This is a genomic window from Halomonas sp. BN3-1 (assembly GCF_003056325.1).
GTDB lineage: Bacteria > Pseudomonadota > Gammaproteobacteria > Pseudomonadales > Halomonadaceae > Halomonas > Halomonas litopenaei.
The window spans coordinates 1-16,397 of sequence record NZ_PYVV01000009.1 but is presented as its reverse complement, the minus strand read 5'-3'; the positions used below and the strand labels follow the sequence as shown (position 1 = coordinate 16,397).

The window sequence follows — 16,397 nt, the reverse complement described above, 5'->3', positions numbered from 1 at the left end:
TGCGGAGTTGTCATGGGCGGGGAGCTATTGCTCCCCGCGGACCGTCATTCATTGAAGCGCCTTTCGGGCCGCCTCAGCTCTCCAGTTCGATATCGATGCCCAGCGAGCGGATTTCCTTCACCAATACGTTGAAGGATTCCGGCATGCCCGCCTGCATGGTGTGATCGCCATCCACGATGCTCTTGTACATCTTGGTACGACCTTCCACGTCATCGGACTTGACCGTGAGCATTTCCTGCAGAGTGTAAGCGGCGCCGTAGGCCTCCAGGGCCCAGACCTCCATCTCACCAAAGCGCTGACCACCGAACTGCGCCTTGCCGCCCAGCGGCTGCTGGGTGACCAGCGAGTAGGAGCCGGTGGAACGCGCGTGCATCTTGTCGTCGACCAGGTGGTTGAGCTTCAGCATGTACATGTAGCCCACCGTCACCGGACGATCGAACGACTCGCCGGTACGCCCGTCGTACAGGGTCATCTGGCCGGAATCCGGCAGATCGGCCAGCTTCAGCAGGTGCTTGATCTCGTGCTCCTTGGCACCGTCGAACACCGGCGTCGCCATCGGCACGCCCTTCTTCAGGTTCTTGGCCAGCGCGATGATCTCGTCATCGGACAGCGACTCGATCTCCTCGACGCGGGTACCCTGGGTGGAGTTGTAGACCTCACCGAGGAACTCGCGCAGCTGAGTGAGCTGCTGCTCGCGGGCGTCACGCAGCATGTGTTCGATCTTCACGCCGAGACCGCGGGCCGCCATGCCCAGGTGGGTCTCGAGGATCTGACCGACGTTCATCCGCGACGGTACACCCAGCGGGTTCAGCACCACGTCGATGGGCTCACCGTTGTCGTCGAACGGCATGTCCTCGATCGGCATGATGGCCGAGATGACACCCTTGTTACCGTGACGGCCGGCCATCTTGTCACCCGGCTGCAGGCGACGCTTGATCGCCAGGTAGACCTTGACGATCTTGAGCACGCCCGGCGCCAGATCGTCGCCCTGGGTGAGCTTGCGCTTCTTGTCTTCGAAACGCTCGTCCATTTCCTTGCGACGGTTCTCGAGCTGCTCGTCGGCCTGAGCCAGCAGTTCATTGAGCTTCTCGTCCTGCATGCGCAGCTTGAACCACTGCTGACGCGGCAGCTCCTCGAGATAGTCCTCGGACAGCACATCATCCTTGGACAGGCGCGGACCACCGTTGACCGGCTGACCGGACAGGGTGCGCTTGAGACGCTCGAAGGTGGCGTCCTCGGCGATGCGGTAGGTCTCCTGCAGGTCCTTGCGCACCTCGTCGAGCTGCATCTGCTCGATGGACAGAGCGCGCGAGTCCTTCTCGACGCCGTCGCGGGTGAACACCTGAACGTCGATGACGGTGCCCTTCATGCCGGTGGGGGCACGCAGGGAGGTGTCCTTCACGTCGGACGCCTTCTCACCGAAGATCGCACGCAGCAGCTTCTCTTCCGGGGTCAGCTGGGTCTCGCCCTTGGGCGTGACCTTGCCGACCAGGATGTCGCCGGCACCGACCTCGGCACCGATGTACACCACACCGGCCTCATCCAGCTTGCCCAGTGCCGATTCACCGACGTTGGGAATATCGGAGGTGATCTCCTCCGGCCCCAGCTTGGTGTCACGGGACACACAGGTCAGTTCCTGGATATGGATGGTGGTGAAACGGTCTTCCTGGACCACCCGCTCGGACAGCAGGATGGAGTCCTCGAAGTTGTAGCCGTTCCACGGCATGAAGGCGATGCGCATGTTCTGGCCAAGCGCCAGGTCACCCATGTCGACGGACGGACCGTCGGCCAGGATGTCACCGCGCGCGACGTTGTCGCCGGGGCGAACGATCGGACGCTGGTTCTGGCAGGTGTTCTGGTTCGAACGCAGGTACTTGGTCAGGTTGTAAATGTCGACACCGGCCTCACCGCCGATGATCTCGTCTTCATTGACCCGCACCACGATGCGCTTGGCGTCGACCGAGTCGATCACGCCGCCACGACGGGCCACGGCACAGACACCGGAGTCACGGGCGACGAAGCGCTCCATGCCGGTACCGACCAGCGGCTTGTCGGCACGCAGGGTCGGCACCGCCTGACGCTGCATGTTGGCACCCATCAGGGCGCGGTTGGCGTCATCGTGCTCGAGGAACGGAATCAGTGCGGCGGCGACGGACACCACCTGACGCGGAGACACGTCCATCAGCGTCACCTGTTCGGGACGCATGAAGGTGGTCTCGCCGCGGTGACGCACCTGAACGAGGTCGTCGACCAGCTTCTTGTCGGCGTTGACGGTGGCCGAGGCCTGGGCGATGACGAAGTCACCTTCCTCGATGGCCGACAGATGCACCACCTCGTCGGTGACCACGCCATCCACGACCTTACGATACGGTGTCTCGAGGAAGCCGTAGCTGTTGGTGTGGCTGTAGGTCGCCAGCGAGTTGATCAGGCCGATGTTCGGACCTTCCGGCGTCTCGATCGGGCACAGACGGCCGTAGTGGGTGGCGTGAACGTCACGCACCTCGAAGCCGGCGCGCTCACGAGTCAGACCACCCGGGCCGAGAGCGGACACACGACGCTTGTGGGTCACCTCGGACAACGGGTTGTTCTGGTCCATGAACTGGGACAGCTGGGAGGAGCCGAAGAACTCCTTCACCGCAGCGGCCACCGGCTTGGCGTTGATCAGGTCCTGAGGCATCAGGCCTTCGCTCTCGGCCATGGACAGACGTTCCTTGACCGCGCGCTCGACGCGCACCAGGCCGACACGGAACTGGTTTTCTGCCATTTCGCCGACGCAGCGAATGCGGCGGTTGCCCAGGTGGTCGATATCATCGACATCGCCGAAGCCGTTACGGATGTTGATCAGCTCGCGCAGCACGTCGAGGATGTCGGCACGATCCAACACACCGGAGCCGGTGTCGGCATCACGACGCAGACGACGGTTGAACTTCATCCGGCCGACGCCGGACAGGTCGTAGCGGTCTTCGCTGAAGAACAGATTGTTGAACAGCGTCTCGGCGGCTTCCTTGGTGGGCGGCTCGCCGGGGCGCATCATGCGGTAGATCTCGACCAGCGCCTCGAGCTGGGAACCGGTGGTGTCCAGCTTGAGGGTGTCGGAGACGAAGGGACCGCAGTCCAGATCGTTGGTGTAGAGCGTCTCGATGGTGGTGATGCCGGCCTGACCGAGGGCCTCGAGCAGCTCCGGGGTGATCTCGGAGTTGCAGGGGCAGATCAGCTCGCCGGTGGCGGGGTTGATCTGGTCCTTGGCCAGGGTCTTGCCGAACAGGTAATCCATCGGCACTTCCAGACGCTCAAGACCCGCCTTCTCCAGCTGGCGGATATGCTTCTGGGTGACACGACGACCCTCTTCGACGATGACCTCACCGTCGGCGCCCTTGATGTCAAAGGTCGCGGTCTCGCCGCGCAGGCGAGATGGCACCAGCTCCACCGAGAAGCCGGACTTCTCGATGTGGAAGGTGCTGGTGTCGAAGAACTCGTCGAGGATCTCCTCGGCGCTCATGCCCAGCGCGCGCAGCAGCACGGACGCCGGCAGCTTGCGGCGACGGTCGATACGCACGAAGACGTTGTCCTTCGGGTCGAACTCGAAGTCCAGCCAGGAGCCGCGGTAAGGAATCACGCGAGCGGAGTACAGAAGCTTACCGGAGCTGTGGCTCTTGCCCTTGTCGTGATCGAAGAACACGCCGGGACTACGGTGAAGCTGAGACACGATGACGCGCTCGGTACCGTTCACCACGAAGGTACCGTTCTCGGTCATCAGGGGGATTTCCCCCATGTAGACTTCCTGCTCCTTGATGTCCTTGATGGCCTTGTTCGACGACTCCTTGTCGTAGATGATCAGGCGAACCTTGACACGCAGAGGAGCGGAGTAGGTGACGCCGCGCAGCTGGCATTCCTTGACGTCGAAGGCCGGAGTGCCGAAACGATAGCTGACGTACTCGAGCGCAGCGTTGCCGGAGAAGCTCTCGATCGGGAACACGGACCTGAAGGCGGCGTGCAGGCCGACTTCCATGCGCTCTTCGGGAGAGCGGTCCTGCTGGAGAAAGTCGTAGTAGGAATCAAGCTGGATGGCCAGCAGGTAAGGCACATCCATCACTTGGGGCAGTTTGCCGAAATCCTTGCGGATGCGTTTTTTCTCAGTGTATGAGTAAGCCATCTGTATTCCCCAGCTTGTTCACCATGGGTGACCGATGCGTGTCGGCGCCACCCGACGGACGGTCTCCGTCAGGCGCTGACGGCAAGTCCTCGGATGAGTGACTCGCCGTCGGAATTCTGCAAGCTACAGGCCCTTGGGGGCAGGCAGCTAGTGACAACAGAAAAAGGCCGGTAGCGGGCGTCCCGCCACCAGCCGTGGAAGCTTACGCAGCGCGTAAAGCCATGGGCACAAGGATTACTTGAGCTCCACGGACGCGCCGGCTTCTTCCAGCTTCTTCTTGGCTTCTTCCGCGTCGTCCTTGCTCATCGCTTCCTTGATGGTCGCCGGCGCGCCGTCGACGGCACCCTTGGCTTCCTTCAGGCCGAGACCAGTGATCTCGCGGACGGCCTTGATGACGTTGACCTTCTTGTCGCCAGCGGAGGTCAGCACCAGGTCGAACTCGGTCTGCTCTTCGGCAGCGGCGGCTTCGCCACCAGCGCCCGGGCCAGCCACGACAGCAGCAGCGGCGCTAACGCCGAACTTCTCTTCCATGGCTTCGATCAGCTCGACGACTTCCATGACGGACATGTCGGAGACGGCGTTGATGATATCTTCTTTGGTCAGTGCCATTGTCTAGATTCCTAACTTTGCGGGCGTCTCGGTTACCCGAGAACGCGAAATGGATCGTGGTCGGTCGACAGGACGACGCCTTAAGCGGCTTCTTCCTGCTTCTGGTCGCGCAGCGCAGCGAGAGTACGAACCAGCTTGCCGGCAGAAGCTTCCTTCATGACGGACATCAGCTTGGCGATCGCCTCATCGTAGGTCGGCAGGGTCGCCAGACGGTCGATATCGCTTGCCGGGATCAGCTCACCTTCATAGGCCAGCGCCTTGACTTCGAAGTTCTTCTCATCCTTGGCGAACTCCTTGAACAGACGAGCGGCAGCGCCCGGATGTTCGTTGGAGAAGGCCAGCAGAGTCGGACCAACGAAGGTCTCTGACAGGCACTCCCAGGGAGTACCGGTCAGGGCGCGGCGTGCCAGGGTGTTGCGCACAACACGCACCTGGACGCCATTCTCGCGAGCCTGCTTGCGCAGTTCGGTCATCTTGTGGACCGCGACGCCGCGAGAGTCGGCAACTACGACGGAGAGTGCATCCTTGGCGACTTCACTGACCTCGGCAACAATTGCCTTCTTGCCTTCGAGTGCTAGTGCCACTGTGATCACTCCTTCGTGCCGGAACCCGAGGGCTCCGATGGTTACCATCTCCCCTTCCGTAGAAGAGGGGCTTCAATGATGGTGCTCACCAGATGCCTGGCGGCAACACCATCTGCGCAGGTGCCCGGGGGCGATTAAGCCGCCGGCAGACCCGAAGGTCAGGCGGCGGCGCCTGCGGTCTTTGACGGTGCCCCGCCGGCCGGGTGAATCACCCGGCACGGGGACCGCAAAGTGTCTTGCCTGTTGTGTCGCATCACACCAGCGCGGAGTGATCGACGGTCAGACCCGGGCCCATGGTGGTGGACAGGGTCATCTTCTTGAAGTACACGCCCTTGGAAGTGCTCGGCTTGAGCTTCTTCAGGTCGGCGAGCAGCGCATCCAGGTTGCCCTTGATGGCGTCGGCTTCGAAATCGACCTTGCCCAGGGTGGTGTGGATGATGCCGTTCTTGTCGGTACGGAAGCGCACCTGACCGGCCTTGGCGTTCTTGACGGCGGTAGCGACGTCGGGGGTCACGGTGCCGACCTTGGGGTTCGGCATCAGGCCACGCGGACCCAGGATCTGACCCAGCTGGCCGACGACACGCATGGCGTCCGGCGAGGCGATGACCACGTCGAAGTCGAGCTGGCCTTTCTTGACCTGCTCGGCCAGGTCGTCCATACCGACGATGTCGGCACCGGCTTCCTTGGCGGCTTCTTCGTTGGCACCCTGGGTAAAGACGGCAACGCGCACGTCCTTGCCGGTACCGTTGGGCATCACGGTCGCACCGCGCACCACCTGGTCGGATTTACGCGGATCGACGCCCAGGTTGATGGCGACGTCCAGCGACTCCTTGAACTTGACGGTGGACAGCTCGGAGAGCAGAGCCACGGCCTCGTCGATGGAGTAGACCTTGGTGGCGTCAACCTTGTCGCGAATCTGCTTTGCGCGCTTGGTAAGCTTTGCCATGATCAGAGACCCTCCACGTTGAGGCCCATGCTGCGGGCGCTACCGGCAATGGTACGCACCGCGGCGTCGAGATCGGCAGCCGTCATGTCCGGCTCCTTGGTCTTGGCGATCTCTTCGAGCTGCTCGCGGGTCACGGTACCGACCTTCTTCTTGTTCGGCTCACCAGAGCCGGACTTGATGCCAGCGGCCTTCTTCAGCAGCACCGCGGCGGGCGGTGTCTTGGTGACGAAGGTGAAGCTGCGGTCGGAGTAGACGGTGATGACCACGGGAGTCGGGAGACCCGGCTCGATGTTCTGCGTCTCGGCGTTGAACGCCTTGCAGAATTCCATGATGTTGACACCGTGCTGACCCAGCGCGGGACCCACGGGGGGACTCGGGTTGGCCTTACCAGCTGCAACCTGCAGCTTGATGTAAGCCTGTACTTTCTTGGCCATGATGGACTCCAGTTGGGTAGTAGCGCCTTGCGGCTCCCCGGACAAAACGGCCGCCTCTCGAGGCGACCCCTACGCACTGAAAACTTTCAGCACATGACGGCGGGCCTGCCTGAGCAGACCCACCGTAAGAAACTTGTCGACCTACTCCTTCTCGACCTGGGAAAACTCCAGCTCGACGGGAGTGGCGCGCCCGAAGATCAGCACGCTGACCTGCAGACGACTCTTGTCGTAGTTGACCTCTTCGACCACGCCGTTGAAATCGGCGAAGGGGCCATCGATGACGCGCACCGACTGACCGGGCTCGAACATGGTCTTGGGACGCGGCTTTTCGGCCCCATCCCTGACGCGACTGAGAATGGCGTCGGCCTCGCGCTGAGTGATCGCCGCCGGCTTCTCCTTGGTCCCGCCGATAAAGCCCATGACACGGGGCGTCTCGTTGACCAGGTGCCAGGTCTCGTCGACCATTTCCATCTCGACCAGCACATAGCCGGGATAGAACTTGCGCTCACTCTTGCGGCGCTTGCCGTCACGCATCTCGACGACTTCTTCGGTCGGCACCAGAATCTCACCAAAGAGATCTTCCATGCCGTGCATCTTCACACGCTCGATCAGCGAGCGCATGACGTGCTTCTCGAAGCCGGAGTAGGCGTGGACGACGTACCAACGCTTGGACATGAAGACTCCTAACCGATGACGCCGGACATCGCCCAGCTGAGCAGCGTGTCGATCAACCAGAGCAGCAGCCCGACCACCAGCACAGCCACCAGCACGATGGCGGTGGTCTGGATGGTCTCGGGGCGCGTCGGCCAGACGACACGTTGAATTTCCTTCCTGGCGCTCTGCGCCAGCTCCACCAATTCACGCCCCTTGGTGGTGGTCAATGCGACCAGGGCAGCAACGACAGACAGGGCAACAACGCCCAGAACACGATACAGAAGCGGCTGGTCGGCAAAGTAGGTGTTGCCAACGACGGCCAGCACCAGAAGAACGACGACAACCGCCCACTTGAGCCCGTCGTGGCGCGACTCCTGCACCTCGGCGTTATGCTTCATGAAAACGAGACTCCTCAGGGCGCGGCAATCGAAACACGAAAGTATATAAAAAACTGCCAGCCTGGGGAAGACTGGCAGGCCAGGAGGGAATCGAACCCCCAACCTGCGGTTTTGGAGACCGCTGCTCTGCCAATTGAGCTACTGGCCTGTACTCGATGCAAACCACCCTTTGCGGGCAGCCTCTGCAACAGCGGGCGCCATGATAGCGAAACGGATCTCGCCTGGCAACCCCCTCCGCCCTGCAGACGCGGCGGAGAAAGAAAAAGCGAGCCTAGGCTCGCTTTTCTTAGATGGAGCTCATGGACGGATTTGAACCGTCGACCTCACCCTTACCAAGGGTGTGCTCTACCCCTGAGCTACATGAGCGCACTCTTCGGCAATCCAACTACTTCACATTGCCTGAACTCTGGAGCGGGCAGCGGGGATCGAACCCGCATCATCAGCTTGGAAGGCTGAGGTTCTACCATTGAACTATGCCCGCAAAATCGGTACTAAACCTTCTTTGCTGAAGCAAAGCCCACCGAACCCAAACCAGCCTGGCAGCGTCCGACCGCCTGCTCCATATCAACCAGAAACCACATCTCTGATCGATCAAAATCTGGTGGAGGGGGAAGGATTCGAACCTTCGAAGCTTTCGCGGCAGATTTACAGTCTGCTCCCTTTGGCCACTCGGGAACCCCTCCAACTGGCGACGTATTTTATCGCCCTGCTCCGAGAAGTCAAGTGGTTGTTTTAAAAGAATCAAGCTGTACGCGAAATTCTTGCAACCTGTCTCGACGGCAGCCTGCAACCCGTGGGTCGCTGTACCTCGGAACGCGGCGCATTGTGTCAAAGCAGAATGGATAACGCAAGGCTTCCATAGGCTTTTTTTCCTACGCACCGGAAAACCATGGTCACAGCAGCATCGACAACGCCAAACCCGCGCGGATCTTTTCCAGCGCTACGGGCGCCGGCGGCACCGGCGCCCCCGCCATCTTGCCGGCACGTTCTACCGCGGTCAGGGCCGGAAAAGAGCGCCGCCTCCAGCACGGTCATGCCGCCAGCCAGCTTGGCCATGCCAAGCCGAGCCTTACAGCAGCATCGAGAAAGCCAGGTCCGCGCGGATCTTTTCCAGCGCTACGGGCGCCGGCGGCACCGGCGCCCCCGCCATCTTGCCGGCACGCTCCGCCGCGGTCAGGGTCGGGACAGAGAGCCGCTTCCAGCAGAGCCATGCGCCAGCCAGCCTGACCATGCCAAGCCGAGCCCTACAGCAGCATCGAAAACGCCAAACCCGCGCGGATCTTTTCCAGCGCTACGGGCGCCGGCGGCACCGGCGCCCCCGCCATCTTGCCGGCACGTTCGGCCGCGGTCAGCGGAAAGCACGCTTCCAGGCCTGCGTAGACCATGTCCGGCCAGATCGCGTGGGGTACGCGAATACCACGAGACACCACCCTGGCATCACCGCCGGTGACCAGCATCGGCAGCGCTACCCCTTCACGGTCGCAGACCTCGCTATAGATCCGATTGACCGCGCTGACAGCGGCCATGTAGATACCGTGATTGACCGCCTCCACCGTGCGCCGTCCAGGAGCCAGCAGCTCGTCTGCCTCGCTGTCCGGGTCGATGGCCACGTTGCGGGTGCCCAGCTTCAGGCTTTCTTTCATCAGACGCAGCCCCGGCAGGATGTACCCCCCGAGATGACGCCCGCCTGGCAGCACGAAGTCGATGGTGATGGCGCTGCCACAGTCCACCGTGCAACTGGCACCGGCGAGCTGATAGCCGGCCAGTACCCCCATCCAGCGATCCACGCCCAGTCGACCCGGCTCGTGATAGCCGTTGGTGACACCCAGCGCTTCGTGGCAGGAGCGCGCCACGTGCACGGAACGCACCCGGTCCTTGAGCAGCGACTCGGTCTGCGCCAGCACCGAACGCCTGGCCACGCTGGAAATGCGCACCGTCTCGACCACGTCGAGGTCGGGAATGTCCGACCCGGGCTTCCACTCCTCCCGGGTCCACACCGCGCCCCGGGAGCGAATCTCGCTGCTGTCAGCGTCCTTGAGGCGCCACTTGGACAGGGTATTGCCGATATCCAGATCAAGAATCATGGGCGAGCCCGCACGCTGATCTCTCCTCCCACCAGACGCTCTTGCCGCTCTCCGTCAGCCCCCTTGCGCACCCAGAGATTGCCACTGCCATCCACATCTCCTGCCCGAGCCAGCTCGCGCTGCTCCCCTCGAATGATTTCGATGTCCCAACCGGCAAAGGCGTGACGTGCGTTCCAGGCGTCGCGCCAGGCATCGAACCCCTGCTCCTCGAAACCTGCCAGCATGGCCAGCAGGCCGTCCAGCAATTCGGCCGCCAGCACGTTACGGGATAGTCCAGGAGCCTGATCATGCACACAAGCGACCGGCTGATCGATCTTCGCCCGGAAGCTCTCCGGCAAATCCACGTTGATGCCCATGCCGAGCACCACCTCGCAGGGACCGGCGGCGTCACCGCTCATCTCGACCAGAATACCGGCCAGCTTGCCAAAGCCCTGCTGACCCACCCCCTGCTCATCCAATCCCTGCTGAGCCGATCCTTGCGGCCCCAAGGGCAACAGCACGTCGTTGGGCCACTTCAACCCAGGCTTGAGTCCATGGCGCTCCAGCACCTGGGCCAGCACCACGCCGATGGCCAGGCTAAGCCCTTCCAGGGCAGCGACACCCGCATCGAAGCGCCAGCCCACGGAGCACATCAGCGTGCGCCCCCAGGGGGTCGTCCAGGTACGCCCGCGCCGGCCACGGCCGGCGCTCTGCTGCTCGACCAGGCAGGCCTCAGCGTGCCCCGCTCCCTGACGAAAACGCTCGCGCAGGAACTCGTTGCTCGAGGGCAAGGTATCTTCCACGAAGAGGCGCGAGAGGTGCCGACGCGACTCGCGTGACAGCGCGGCCACCACCGAGGGCCCATCGAGCAGCTCAAGGGGTTCGGCCAGACGATATCCCTGTCCCTTGACCGCCTCCATGGGAATGCCGAGATCCTCCAGCTTGCGCAGCTGTTTCCACACCGCTGCCCGCGACACGCCCAGCTTTTCCCCCAGCTGCTGGCCGGAGTGGAACTCACCGTCACTCAACAGCCGGATCAGCTCACCAATGGTCATCCCTCGCCCCTTCCACGGGAAAAGGGCATAGTCTATCGAATGTCGCCTGTCGCCGGAAATCCACGCGCCTGCAACACTCCTGTGGGTGTGCCTCTGAGCAACTCCTCCAGGTGTTACGAGCACCGGCGGGCGGTGGCGAGCAACAGGAAAAAGGCACCATGCAAGCTTCCGCCACTCTGTTCGAATGGCGCCACGTGGAAATGCCCGAGCCTGGTCTCGAAAGTCGTCCACAACGCCAATGCCGGCGGCCTGCTGACCGACCACTGCTTGGCGCTCGCTGCATCGAAGCAGCAAGAGCTGATTGGCGAAGCCCGCCCTGTACGCTATTGCTGCAAGCGCAACGAACCAGCCACCAGGCCGGCGCTCTCAGGACACCATGGCTTCGACGCTCTTGCGCGTGGCACCGATCAGGTTCTCGAAGGCAGCCAGGGCGGCCGCTTCATCCCCCCTACGCATGGCCTCGAGCAGGTCTTCGTGGTGGGCAAAGCTTGCGTCAAACACTCCATGACGATCGTCCGGCGAGTCCCAGGACAGGTACAGCTCGTCGTGCATCATCTGGATCAGTCCGACCAGTACGCGATTGCCGCAGGCCTGATAGATCGCCAGGTGAAAAGCCGCGTCGGCCTCGCTGACCGCGAGGAAGTCCTCCTTTTCCCGCGCGCGTCGATAGTCATCCAGGTGGCCGGCCATGGCCTCGAAGGCGGCCTCTTCGGCGTGCCTCACGGCCAGCAGGATGGCCTGGGCCTCCAGCGCCTGGCGAACCTCGAGCATCTCCAGCAGATGCGCCCTGGCGTCGTGGATGCCAAGACTCGCCAGCAGTTGAAAGGTCCGCTGCTCGCTGACGAAGATCCCCTTGCCGTTGACCACCTCGATGATGCCCTCGGCCTGGAGCTTCTTGAGGCCCTCCCGGAGGGTAGATCGGCCTACCTCAAGGCGCTCCATCCACTCCCCCACCGAAGGTAGGCGCGCCCCCGGCGCCAACTGCTCCTTGGCGATATAGGCGCTGATCTCTCCGGCGACGGTGTCCGATAAGTAGAGTCGTTTCATGACGTTGGCATCCAGGCAGGAAAGGCGTCTTGGGGCTTGATCGACGGTAACGGCAAACCTCTTCTGGATCAATTGTGGGGCCGGCAGGGCCGTGCTAGCTTAGCTATCAGACAGGCTGATAGCTCAATCCACCCTGCTTGCGGAGACCGCACCGTGGACCCACAGGATCGCCATATCTGTAGTCACGCCTTCGAACAGCGCCAGGATCATCACGGCGCCGTGGCACCTCCCGTCTACCAGACCAGCATCTTCACCTTCCCGAACCTCGAGAGCTTCAGCCGTGCCCAGCTGGCCGAGCGCGAAAATTTCATCTACAGCCGCGGGCTCAATCCCACCATCAAGCTTCTGGAAGACAAGCTGGCGGCGCTGGAACGCGGCCAGGCCTGCAAGGCCTTTGCCTCCGGCATGGGCGCCATCTCCGCCACGCTATTCTCGCTGTTGAAGCACGGCGACCACGTTCTGCGCATCAACCAGACCTACGGCCCCAGCGTCGAACTGCTCGACCATATGGCCCGCTACGGCGTCAGCCACGAAGGCATTGGCGGTGATCAGGACGTGAGCGATCATCTTCGGCCAGAGACCCGCCTGATCTACATCGAGAGTCCGTCATCGCTGCGCATGGAGCTGGCCGACCTCGAGGCCATCTCCGCCATCGCCCGGGAACGCGGCATCCTCACGCTGATCGACAACACCTGGGCCACCCCGCTGTTCCAGAAGCCGCTCACCCACGGCATCGATGTGGTGGTGCATTCGCTGTCGAAGTACATCGGCGGGCACAGCGACGTGGTCGGCGGCGCAGTCATCGCCGACGCCGAGTTGATCGACCGCCTCTTCGCCAACGGCCACCAGTTGCTCGGTGCGGCCCTGTCGCCCCACAGCGCCTCGCTGATCCTGCGCGGTCTACGCACCTTGCCGGTGCGCATGGCCGAGCATCAGCGCAATGCCCTGACGGTCGCACGTTTTCTCGCTGACCATCCGCAGGTCGCAGCGGTGCATCACCCAAGCCTCGCCGAAGGCGTCGCCGCCGACTGGGCCACCCGCCAGCTGCGCGGACATTCTGGCCTGCTCAGCTTTGCACTTCACCAGCCCAGCTACCCGCGCATCGCGGGGTTCATCGACGCCCTCAAACTGATGCGCATCGGCGTCAGCTGGGGCGGCTACGAGAGTCTCGCACTGTCTCCCATGCGCCCCGACGGCAGCGGCCAGCCGCTGATTCGTCTGGCCATCGGGCTTGAAGACATCGACGACATCATCGCCGATCTCGAGCGGGGGTTCGCCGCGCTCGACCGCTGATCACCACGAGGAGGACATCCCATGCCAGCGACACAACGACAACCTGGTCTTGTTCCATCCCTGATACTGCTGACCGCCATCGCCTTTGCCATCGTCTACGGCATCGTGGTGGCGGGCCTTCCCACCGAACTTGTGCTGATCACCCTGGGCGCTGCCGCCACCCTGTTCAGCCTGCTGCACGGCGGGACCTGGGATGGTGTCATGGACATCATGGGCAACAAGGTCCGCACCGCCCTGTCCGCCCTGCTGGTGCTCTACAGCATCGGCATCATCATCGGCACCTGGATGATCTCGGGCACCATTCCCTACTTCATCTACCATGGTCTCGAGCTGATCGACCCCCGTTACCTCTACGTCATGGCGTTCTTCGGCACCGCCATCGTCTCCACCTTCACTGGCACCTCCTGGGGCTCCGCCGGGACCCTGGGGGTGGCCATCATGGGCATCGCTGCGGCCATGGACATCAACCTGGCGATCACCGCCGGCGCGGTGCTCTCAGGCGCCTATTTCGGCGACAAGCTATCGCCCCTATCGGACACCACCATCATGGCCTCCATGGTGGTGGGCGAGGACCTGTACCGACACATCCGTCACCTGATGTACACCTCGCTGCCCGCCAGCGTGGTGGCCGCGGTGGTCTACCTGATCCTCGGTCTCAACATGGACCTGGCAGAGGGCACCCCCGAGGCCATCGCCGCCAGCGCCGAGACCATCGGTGGGCTCTATCAGCTGAATTTCCTGTTGCTGCTGCCGGTGGCCATCGTGCTGTTCGGCTCGGTGCGCAAGAAACCGACCCTGGTGGTACTGTTCCTGGCCTCGGCCTGCGCCGCCCTGCTGGCGATACTGCTCCAGGGCGCCAGTCCCGAGGCGGTGGCCAAGGCCGCAGTCTCGGGCTTCAACGTCAGCCTGCTGGCCGGCTTCAACCCGGGCCTGGACGTCGCCACCCTGCCCCCGGCACTGGTCAGCCTGCTGAACCGTGGCGGGCTCTACAGCATGCACGGGGCAGTGCTGTTCGCGCTGTGTGCCTTCTTCTTTGCCTCGGCGCTGGAGGCCGCCGGCATCCTCAAGGTCGTGCTTGATCGCAGCCTGGCCTACGTGCGCTCCGCCCGCGGCACCATCCTGGCCTCATTGGCGGCCAGCAGCACCATCATCCTGGCCACCGGCAACAGCTATGTAACCTTCTTCCTGACCCGTGAGCTGTTCGCCGAGCAGTATCGCAAGCGAGGTCTGCATCAGCTCAACCTGTCGCGCAGCATGGAAGACGGCGGCATGATTCCCGAGCCGCTGGCCCCCTGGACCGTCTCCGCGGTCTATATGGCTGGCACCCTGGGTGTCGCCACCCTCGACTACGCTCCCTGGGCGCTGTTCAACTACCTGGGCATCGTCTTCTCGATCCTGCTGGCGATGATCGGGCCCTGGACCGGCTGGTTCGGCGTAAAGCGCATCGAGCCCACTGGCGAGGAACAGACCGATTCGGTCACTCCATCAATGAACGCTTCTTCCACCGTCAAATAGGCCCATCGAACCAGCCCTTCGAACTAGCCCGTCGAACTGGCTCGGCTACATCACCAGCCAACACCACCTCGACACGCAACAGGCCCCCGGCGACCATATCGCCGGGGGCCTCTTTTCTTCGGCCAGCTTGCCGTGCTGAGCGAAATCAGGCGTGCTGCTTCTCGTGGCGCCCTTCGTGGATCTCCTCGACCAGCTTATGGCAGAAGATATCCAGGTCATCGGGCTTGCGGCTGGTCACCAGGCCGTTATCCACCACCACCTGCTCGTCGACCCAGTCGGCGCCTGCATTGCGCAGATCCTGTTCGACACTCGGGTAGGAGGTCAGCCTGCGACCTTCCACCACTCCGGCGTTGATCAGGATCCAGGGGGCGTGGCAGATCGCTGCCACCGGCTTGTGTGCCTGGAAGAAAGCATTGACGAAGCTCAAGGCCTTCTCGTCCTGGCGCAGGGCGTCGGGATTGAACAGGCCGCCAGGCAACACCAAGGCGTGATAGTCATGTTCGCTGACATCATCCAGGGCCACGTCGACGTCGTAGGTGTCGCCCCAGTCGTTTTCTGCCCAGGCCTTGATGCCCTTGGCCTCCGGGGAGACCACGTGCACCACGATGCCCTGCTGCTGAAGCTTCGCCTTGGGTACCGCCAGCTCCGACTCCTCGAAACCGTGGGTGGCGAGAATCGCGACACGTTTGCCTTCCACTTGCTGCGTCATGACATCCTCCATGGATCGATAAATTAGACAATCGACTCTATCTGTCACGTGCTTGTACAAGATGGAGGTCCAGCCGCCGTGCTTCAACCCGCGTATCGCACAAGCCTAAATCAAGTTTGTCGGTCGCCGACTCTCCCCTTCTGGTGGAAGATTCCGGTGATAGCGATGGCTTAGCTGCTCGATGACTAGACATGCTGCTGGCCACCCCACACTGCCCTGGTCCTCGCCGCCAAACAGCACGAACTGGGAAGACAGGCCTGTACAAGTCGTGCCTGATAGTCGTTGATGCACCGCTCAATCCGCGGCGGCAGTTAGCCGTCGCCCCCTCACAGCTAGGGGCTGATGGCGAACAGGCTATCGAGGTAGCCCTGTCCCGGGTGCAGCGCATCCGGCACGCAAACGTCCAGGCGATGGCGCTCACCGGTGGCGCGGGTACGACTCTTTACACAAAAGAAGGCCCAACTCCTCTCGGAATTGGGCCTTCTTTTGAATCGATACCTGACGGACGGGCCGACCTTCTGATCTACTGCGCCCGCCCAGGCCGCCGCTCTGCCCCTGAAGACTGCCGGATGACGCCACCAAGGTAACAATGTTTCTACTCGTCTCATCCCTGAGACTCGCCCTTCGTTCCTCAAGGCCCGCCTGCGGCGGTTCTCCCCTGTTCCCGACAGGGTAGTCGCATGGGGGTGAGTCACCCCGAGCTTTTGCAGCGAAGCTGCAAGGGGTGACGAACGACGCGAGCCTGCGAGCGGCCGGACCGCACGCAGTGCGGCCCCACATATAAAAAGCGGGGTCTGCCCCATGCATACGAAATGTATGGTCAGCCTGGCTTTTGCAACGTGGATCTACGACATTGACAAAGTGGGCTTGCGCCAATGTATTCGGGCTCTCGATGGGCACGCATCACTGGCGCCCGGCCCTCGATGAGAAGCCGCGC

The 16,397-nt window shown here is 62.7% G+C and carries 13 protein-coding genes, 4 tRNA genes and 2 pseudogenes; 2 read left to right on the top strand and 17 right to left on the bottom strand.

Annotation, left to right across the window (positions count from 1 at the left end):
- Positions 1-73: 73 nt before the first annotated feature.
- The 16 genes and pseudogenes from rpoB to C9F12_RS13045 form a co-directional block, all read right to left on the bottom strand.
- Positions 74-4,153, bottom strand: coding sequence for a DNA-directed RNA polymerase subunit beta (gene rpoB / locus C9F12_RS13120; protein WP_108449171.1), 4,080 nt, complete (start codon positions 4,151-4,153; stop codon positions 74-76).
- Between the two features lie 234 nt (positions 4,154-4,387).
- Complete coding sequence (gene rplL / locus C9F12_RS13115; protein ID WP_108133877.1) at positions 4,388-4,762, bottom strand: 50S ribosomal protein L7/L12; 375 nt, start codon at positions 4,760-4,762, stop codon at positions 4,388-4,390.
- Between the two features lie 80 nt (positions 4,763-4,842).
- A complete protein-coding gene (gene rplJ, locus C9F12_RS13110) occupies positions 4,843-5,346 on the bottom strand; it encodes a 50S ribosomal protein L10 (protein WP_045990869.1) in 504 nt (167 codons plus the stop codon).
- A 253-nt stretch (positions 5,347-5,599) separates the two neighbouring features.
- Complete coding sequence (gene rplA / locus C9F12_RS13105; protein WP_045990870.1) at positions 5,600-6,292, bottom strand: 50S ribosomal protein L1; 693 nt, start codon at positions 6,290-6,292, stop codon at positions 5,600-5,602.
- Between the two features lie 2 nt (positions 6,293-6,294).
- Positions 6,295-6,726: a 50S ribosomal protein L11 gene (rplK, locus tag C9F12_RS13100; protein ID WP_045990871.1), complete on the bottom strand. Its 432-nt coding sequence runs from the start codon at positions 6,724-6,726 to the stop codon at positions 6,295-6,297.
- Positions 6,727-6,867: 141 nt separating this feature from the next.
- On the bottom strand, positions 6,868-7,401 hold the full coding sequence (gene nusG, locus C9F12_RS13095) for a transcription termination/antitermination protein NusG (RefSeq protein WP_045990872.1): 534 nt from the start codon (positions 7,399-7,401) through the stop codon (positions 6,868-6,870).
- 8 nt (positions 7,402-7,409) lie between these two features.
- Positions 7,410-7,778 carry a preprotein translocase subunit SecE gene (secE, locus tag C9F12_RS13090; protein ID WP_045990873.1) on the bottom strand — a complete coding sequence of 123 codons (369 nt, stop codon included), beginning with the start codon at positions 7,776-7,778 and terminating at the stop codon, positions 7,410-7,412.
- Positions 7,779-7,850: 72 nt separating this feature from the next.
- Positions 7,851-7,926 (bottom strand) — tRNA-Trp (locus tag C9F12_RS13085).
- A 143-nt stretch (positions 7,927-8,069) separates the two neighbouring features.
- A tRNA-Thr gene (locus C9F12_RS13080) sits at positions 8,070-8,144 on the bottom strand.
- A 41-nt stretch (positions 8,145-8,185) separates the two neighbouring features.
- Positions 8,186-8,259, bottom strand: a tRNA-Gly gene (locus C9F12_RS13075).
- Positions 8,260-8,377: 118 nt separating this feature from the next.
- A tRNA-Tyr gene (locus C9F12_RS13070) sits at positions 8,378-8,461 on the bottom strand.
- Positions 8,462-8,671: 210 nt separating this feature from the next.
- Positions 8,672-8,788: pseudogene (locus tag C9F12_RS23105) on the bottom strand (type III pantothenate kinase); the annotation flags it as partial.
- 59 nt (positions 8,789-8,847) lie between these two features.
- Positions 8,848-8,955 (bottom strand): annotated as a pseudogene (locus C9F12_RS23100) (type III pantothenate kinase); the annotation flags it as partial.
- Positions 8,956-9,022: 67 nt separating this feature from the next.
- A complete protein-coding gene (locus tag C9F12_RS13055) occupies positions 9,023-9,862 on the bottom strand; it encodes a type III pantothenate kinase (RefSeq protein ID WP_045990874.1) in 840 nt (279 codons plus the stop codon).
- Positions 9,859-10,896, bottom strand: coding sequence for a biotin--[acetyl-CoA-carboxylase] ligase (locus C9F12_RS13050; protein ID WP_108449170.1), 1,038 nt, complete (start codon positions 10,894-10,896; stop codon positions 9,859-9,861). The genes C9F12_RS13055 and C9F12_RS13050 overlap by 4 nt, the downstream gene beginning before the upstream one ends.
- A gap of 366 nt (positions 10,897-11,262) precedes the next feature.
- A complete protein-coding gene (locus C9F12_RS13045) occupies positions 11,263-11,943 on the bottom strand; it encodes an FCD domain-containing protein (RefSeq protein ID WP_108449169.1) in 681 nt (226 codons plus the stop codon).
- 153 nt (positions 11,944-12,096) lie between these two features.
- Here C9F12_RS13045 and C9F12_RS13040 point away from each other — a divergent pair, with 153 nt between their 5' ends.
- Positions 12,097-13,236, top strand: coding sequence for an aminotransferase class I/II-fold pyridoxal phosphate-dependent enzyme (locus C9F12_RS13040; protein WP_108449168.1), 1,140 nt, complete (start codon positions 12,097-12,099; stop codon positions 13,234-13,236).
- Positions 13,237-13,257: 21 nt separating this feature from the next.
- The gene (nhaC, locus tag C9F12_RS13035) at positions 13,258-14,751 is read left to right on the top strand and encodes a Na+/H+ antiporter NhaC (protein ID WP_108449167.1); all 1,494 of its coding nucleotides are present in this window, start codon (positions 13,258-13,260) and stop codon (positions 14,749-14,751) included.
- Between the two features lie 145 nt (positions 14,752-14,896).
- Here nhaC and C9F12_RS13030 read toward each other — a convergent pair whose 3' ends face one another.
- Complete coding sequence (locus C9F12_RS13030; RefSeq protein WP_108449166.1) at positions 14,897-15,460, bottom strand: type 1 glutamine amidotransferase domain-containing protein; 564 nt, start codon at positions 15,458-15,460, stop codon at positions 14,897-14,899.
- Between the last annotated feature and the right edge of the window lie 937 nt (positions 15,461-16,397).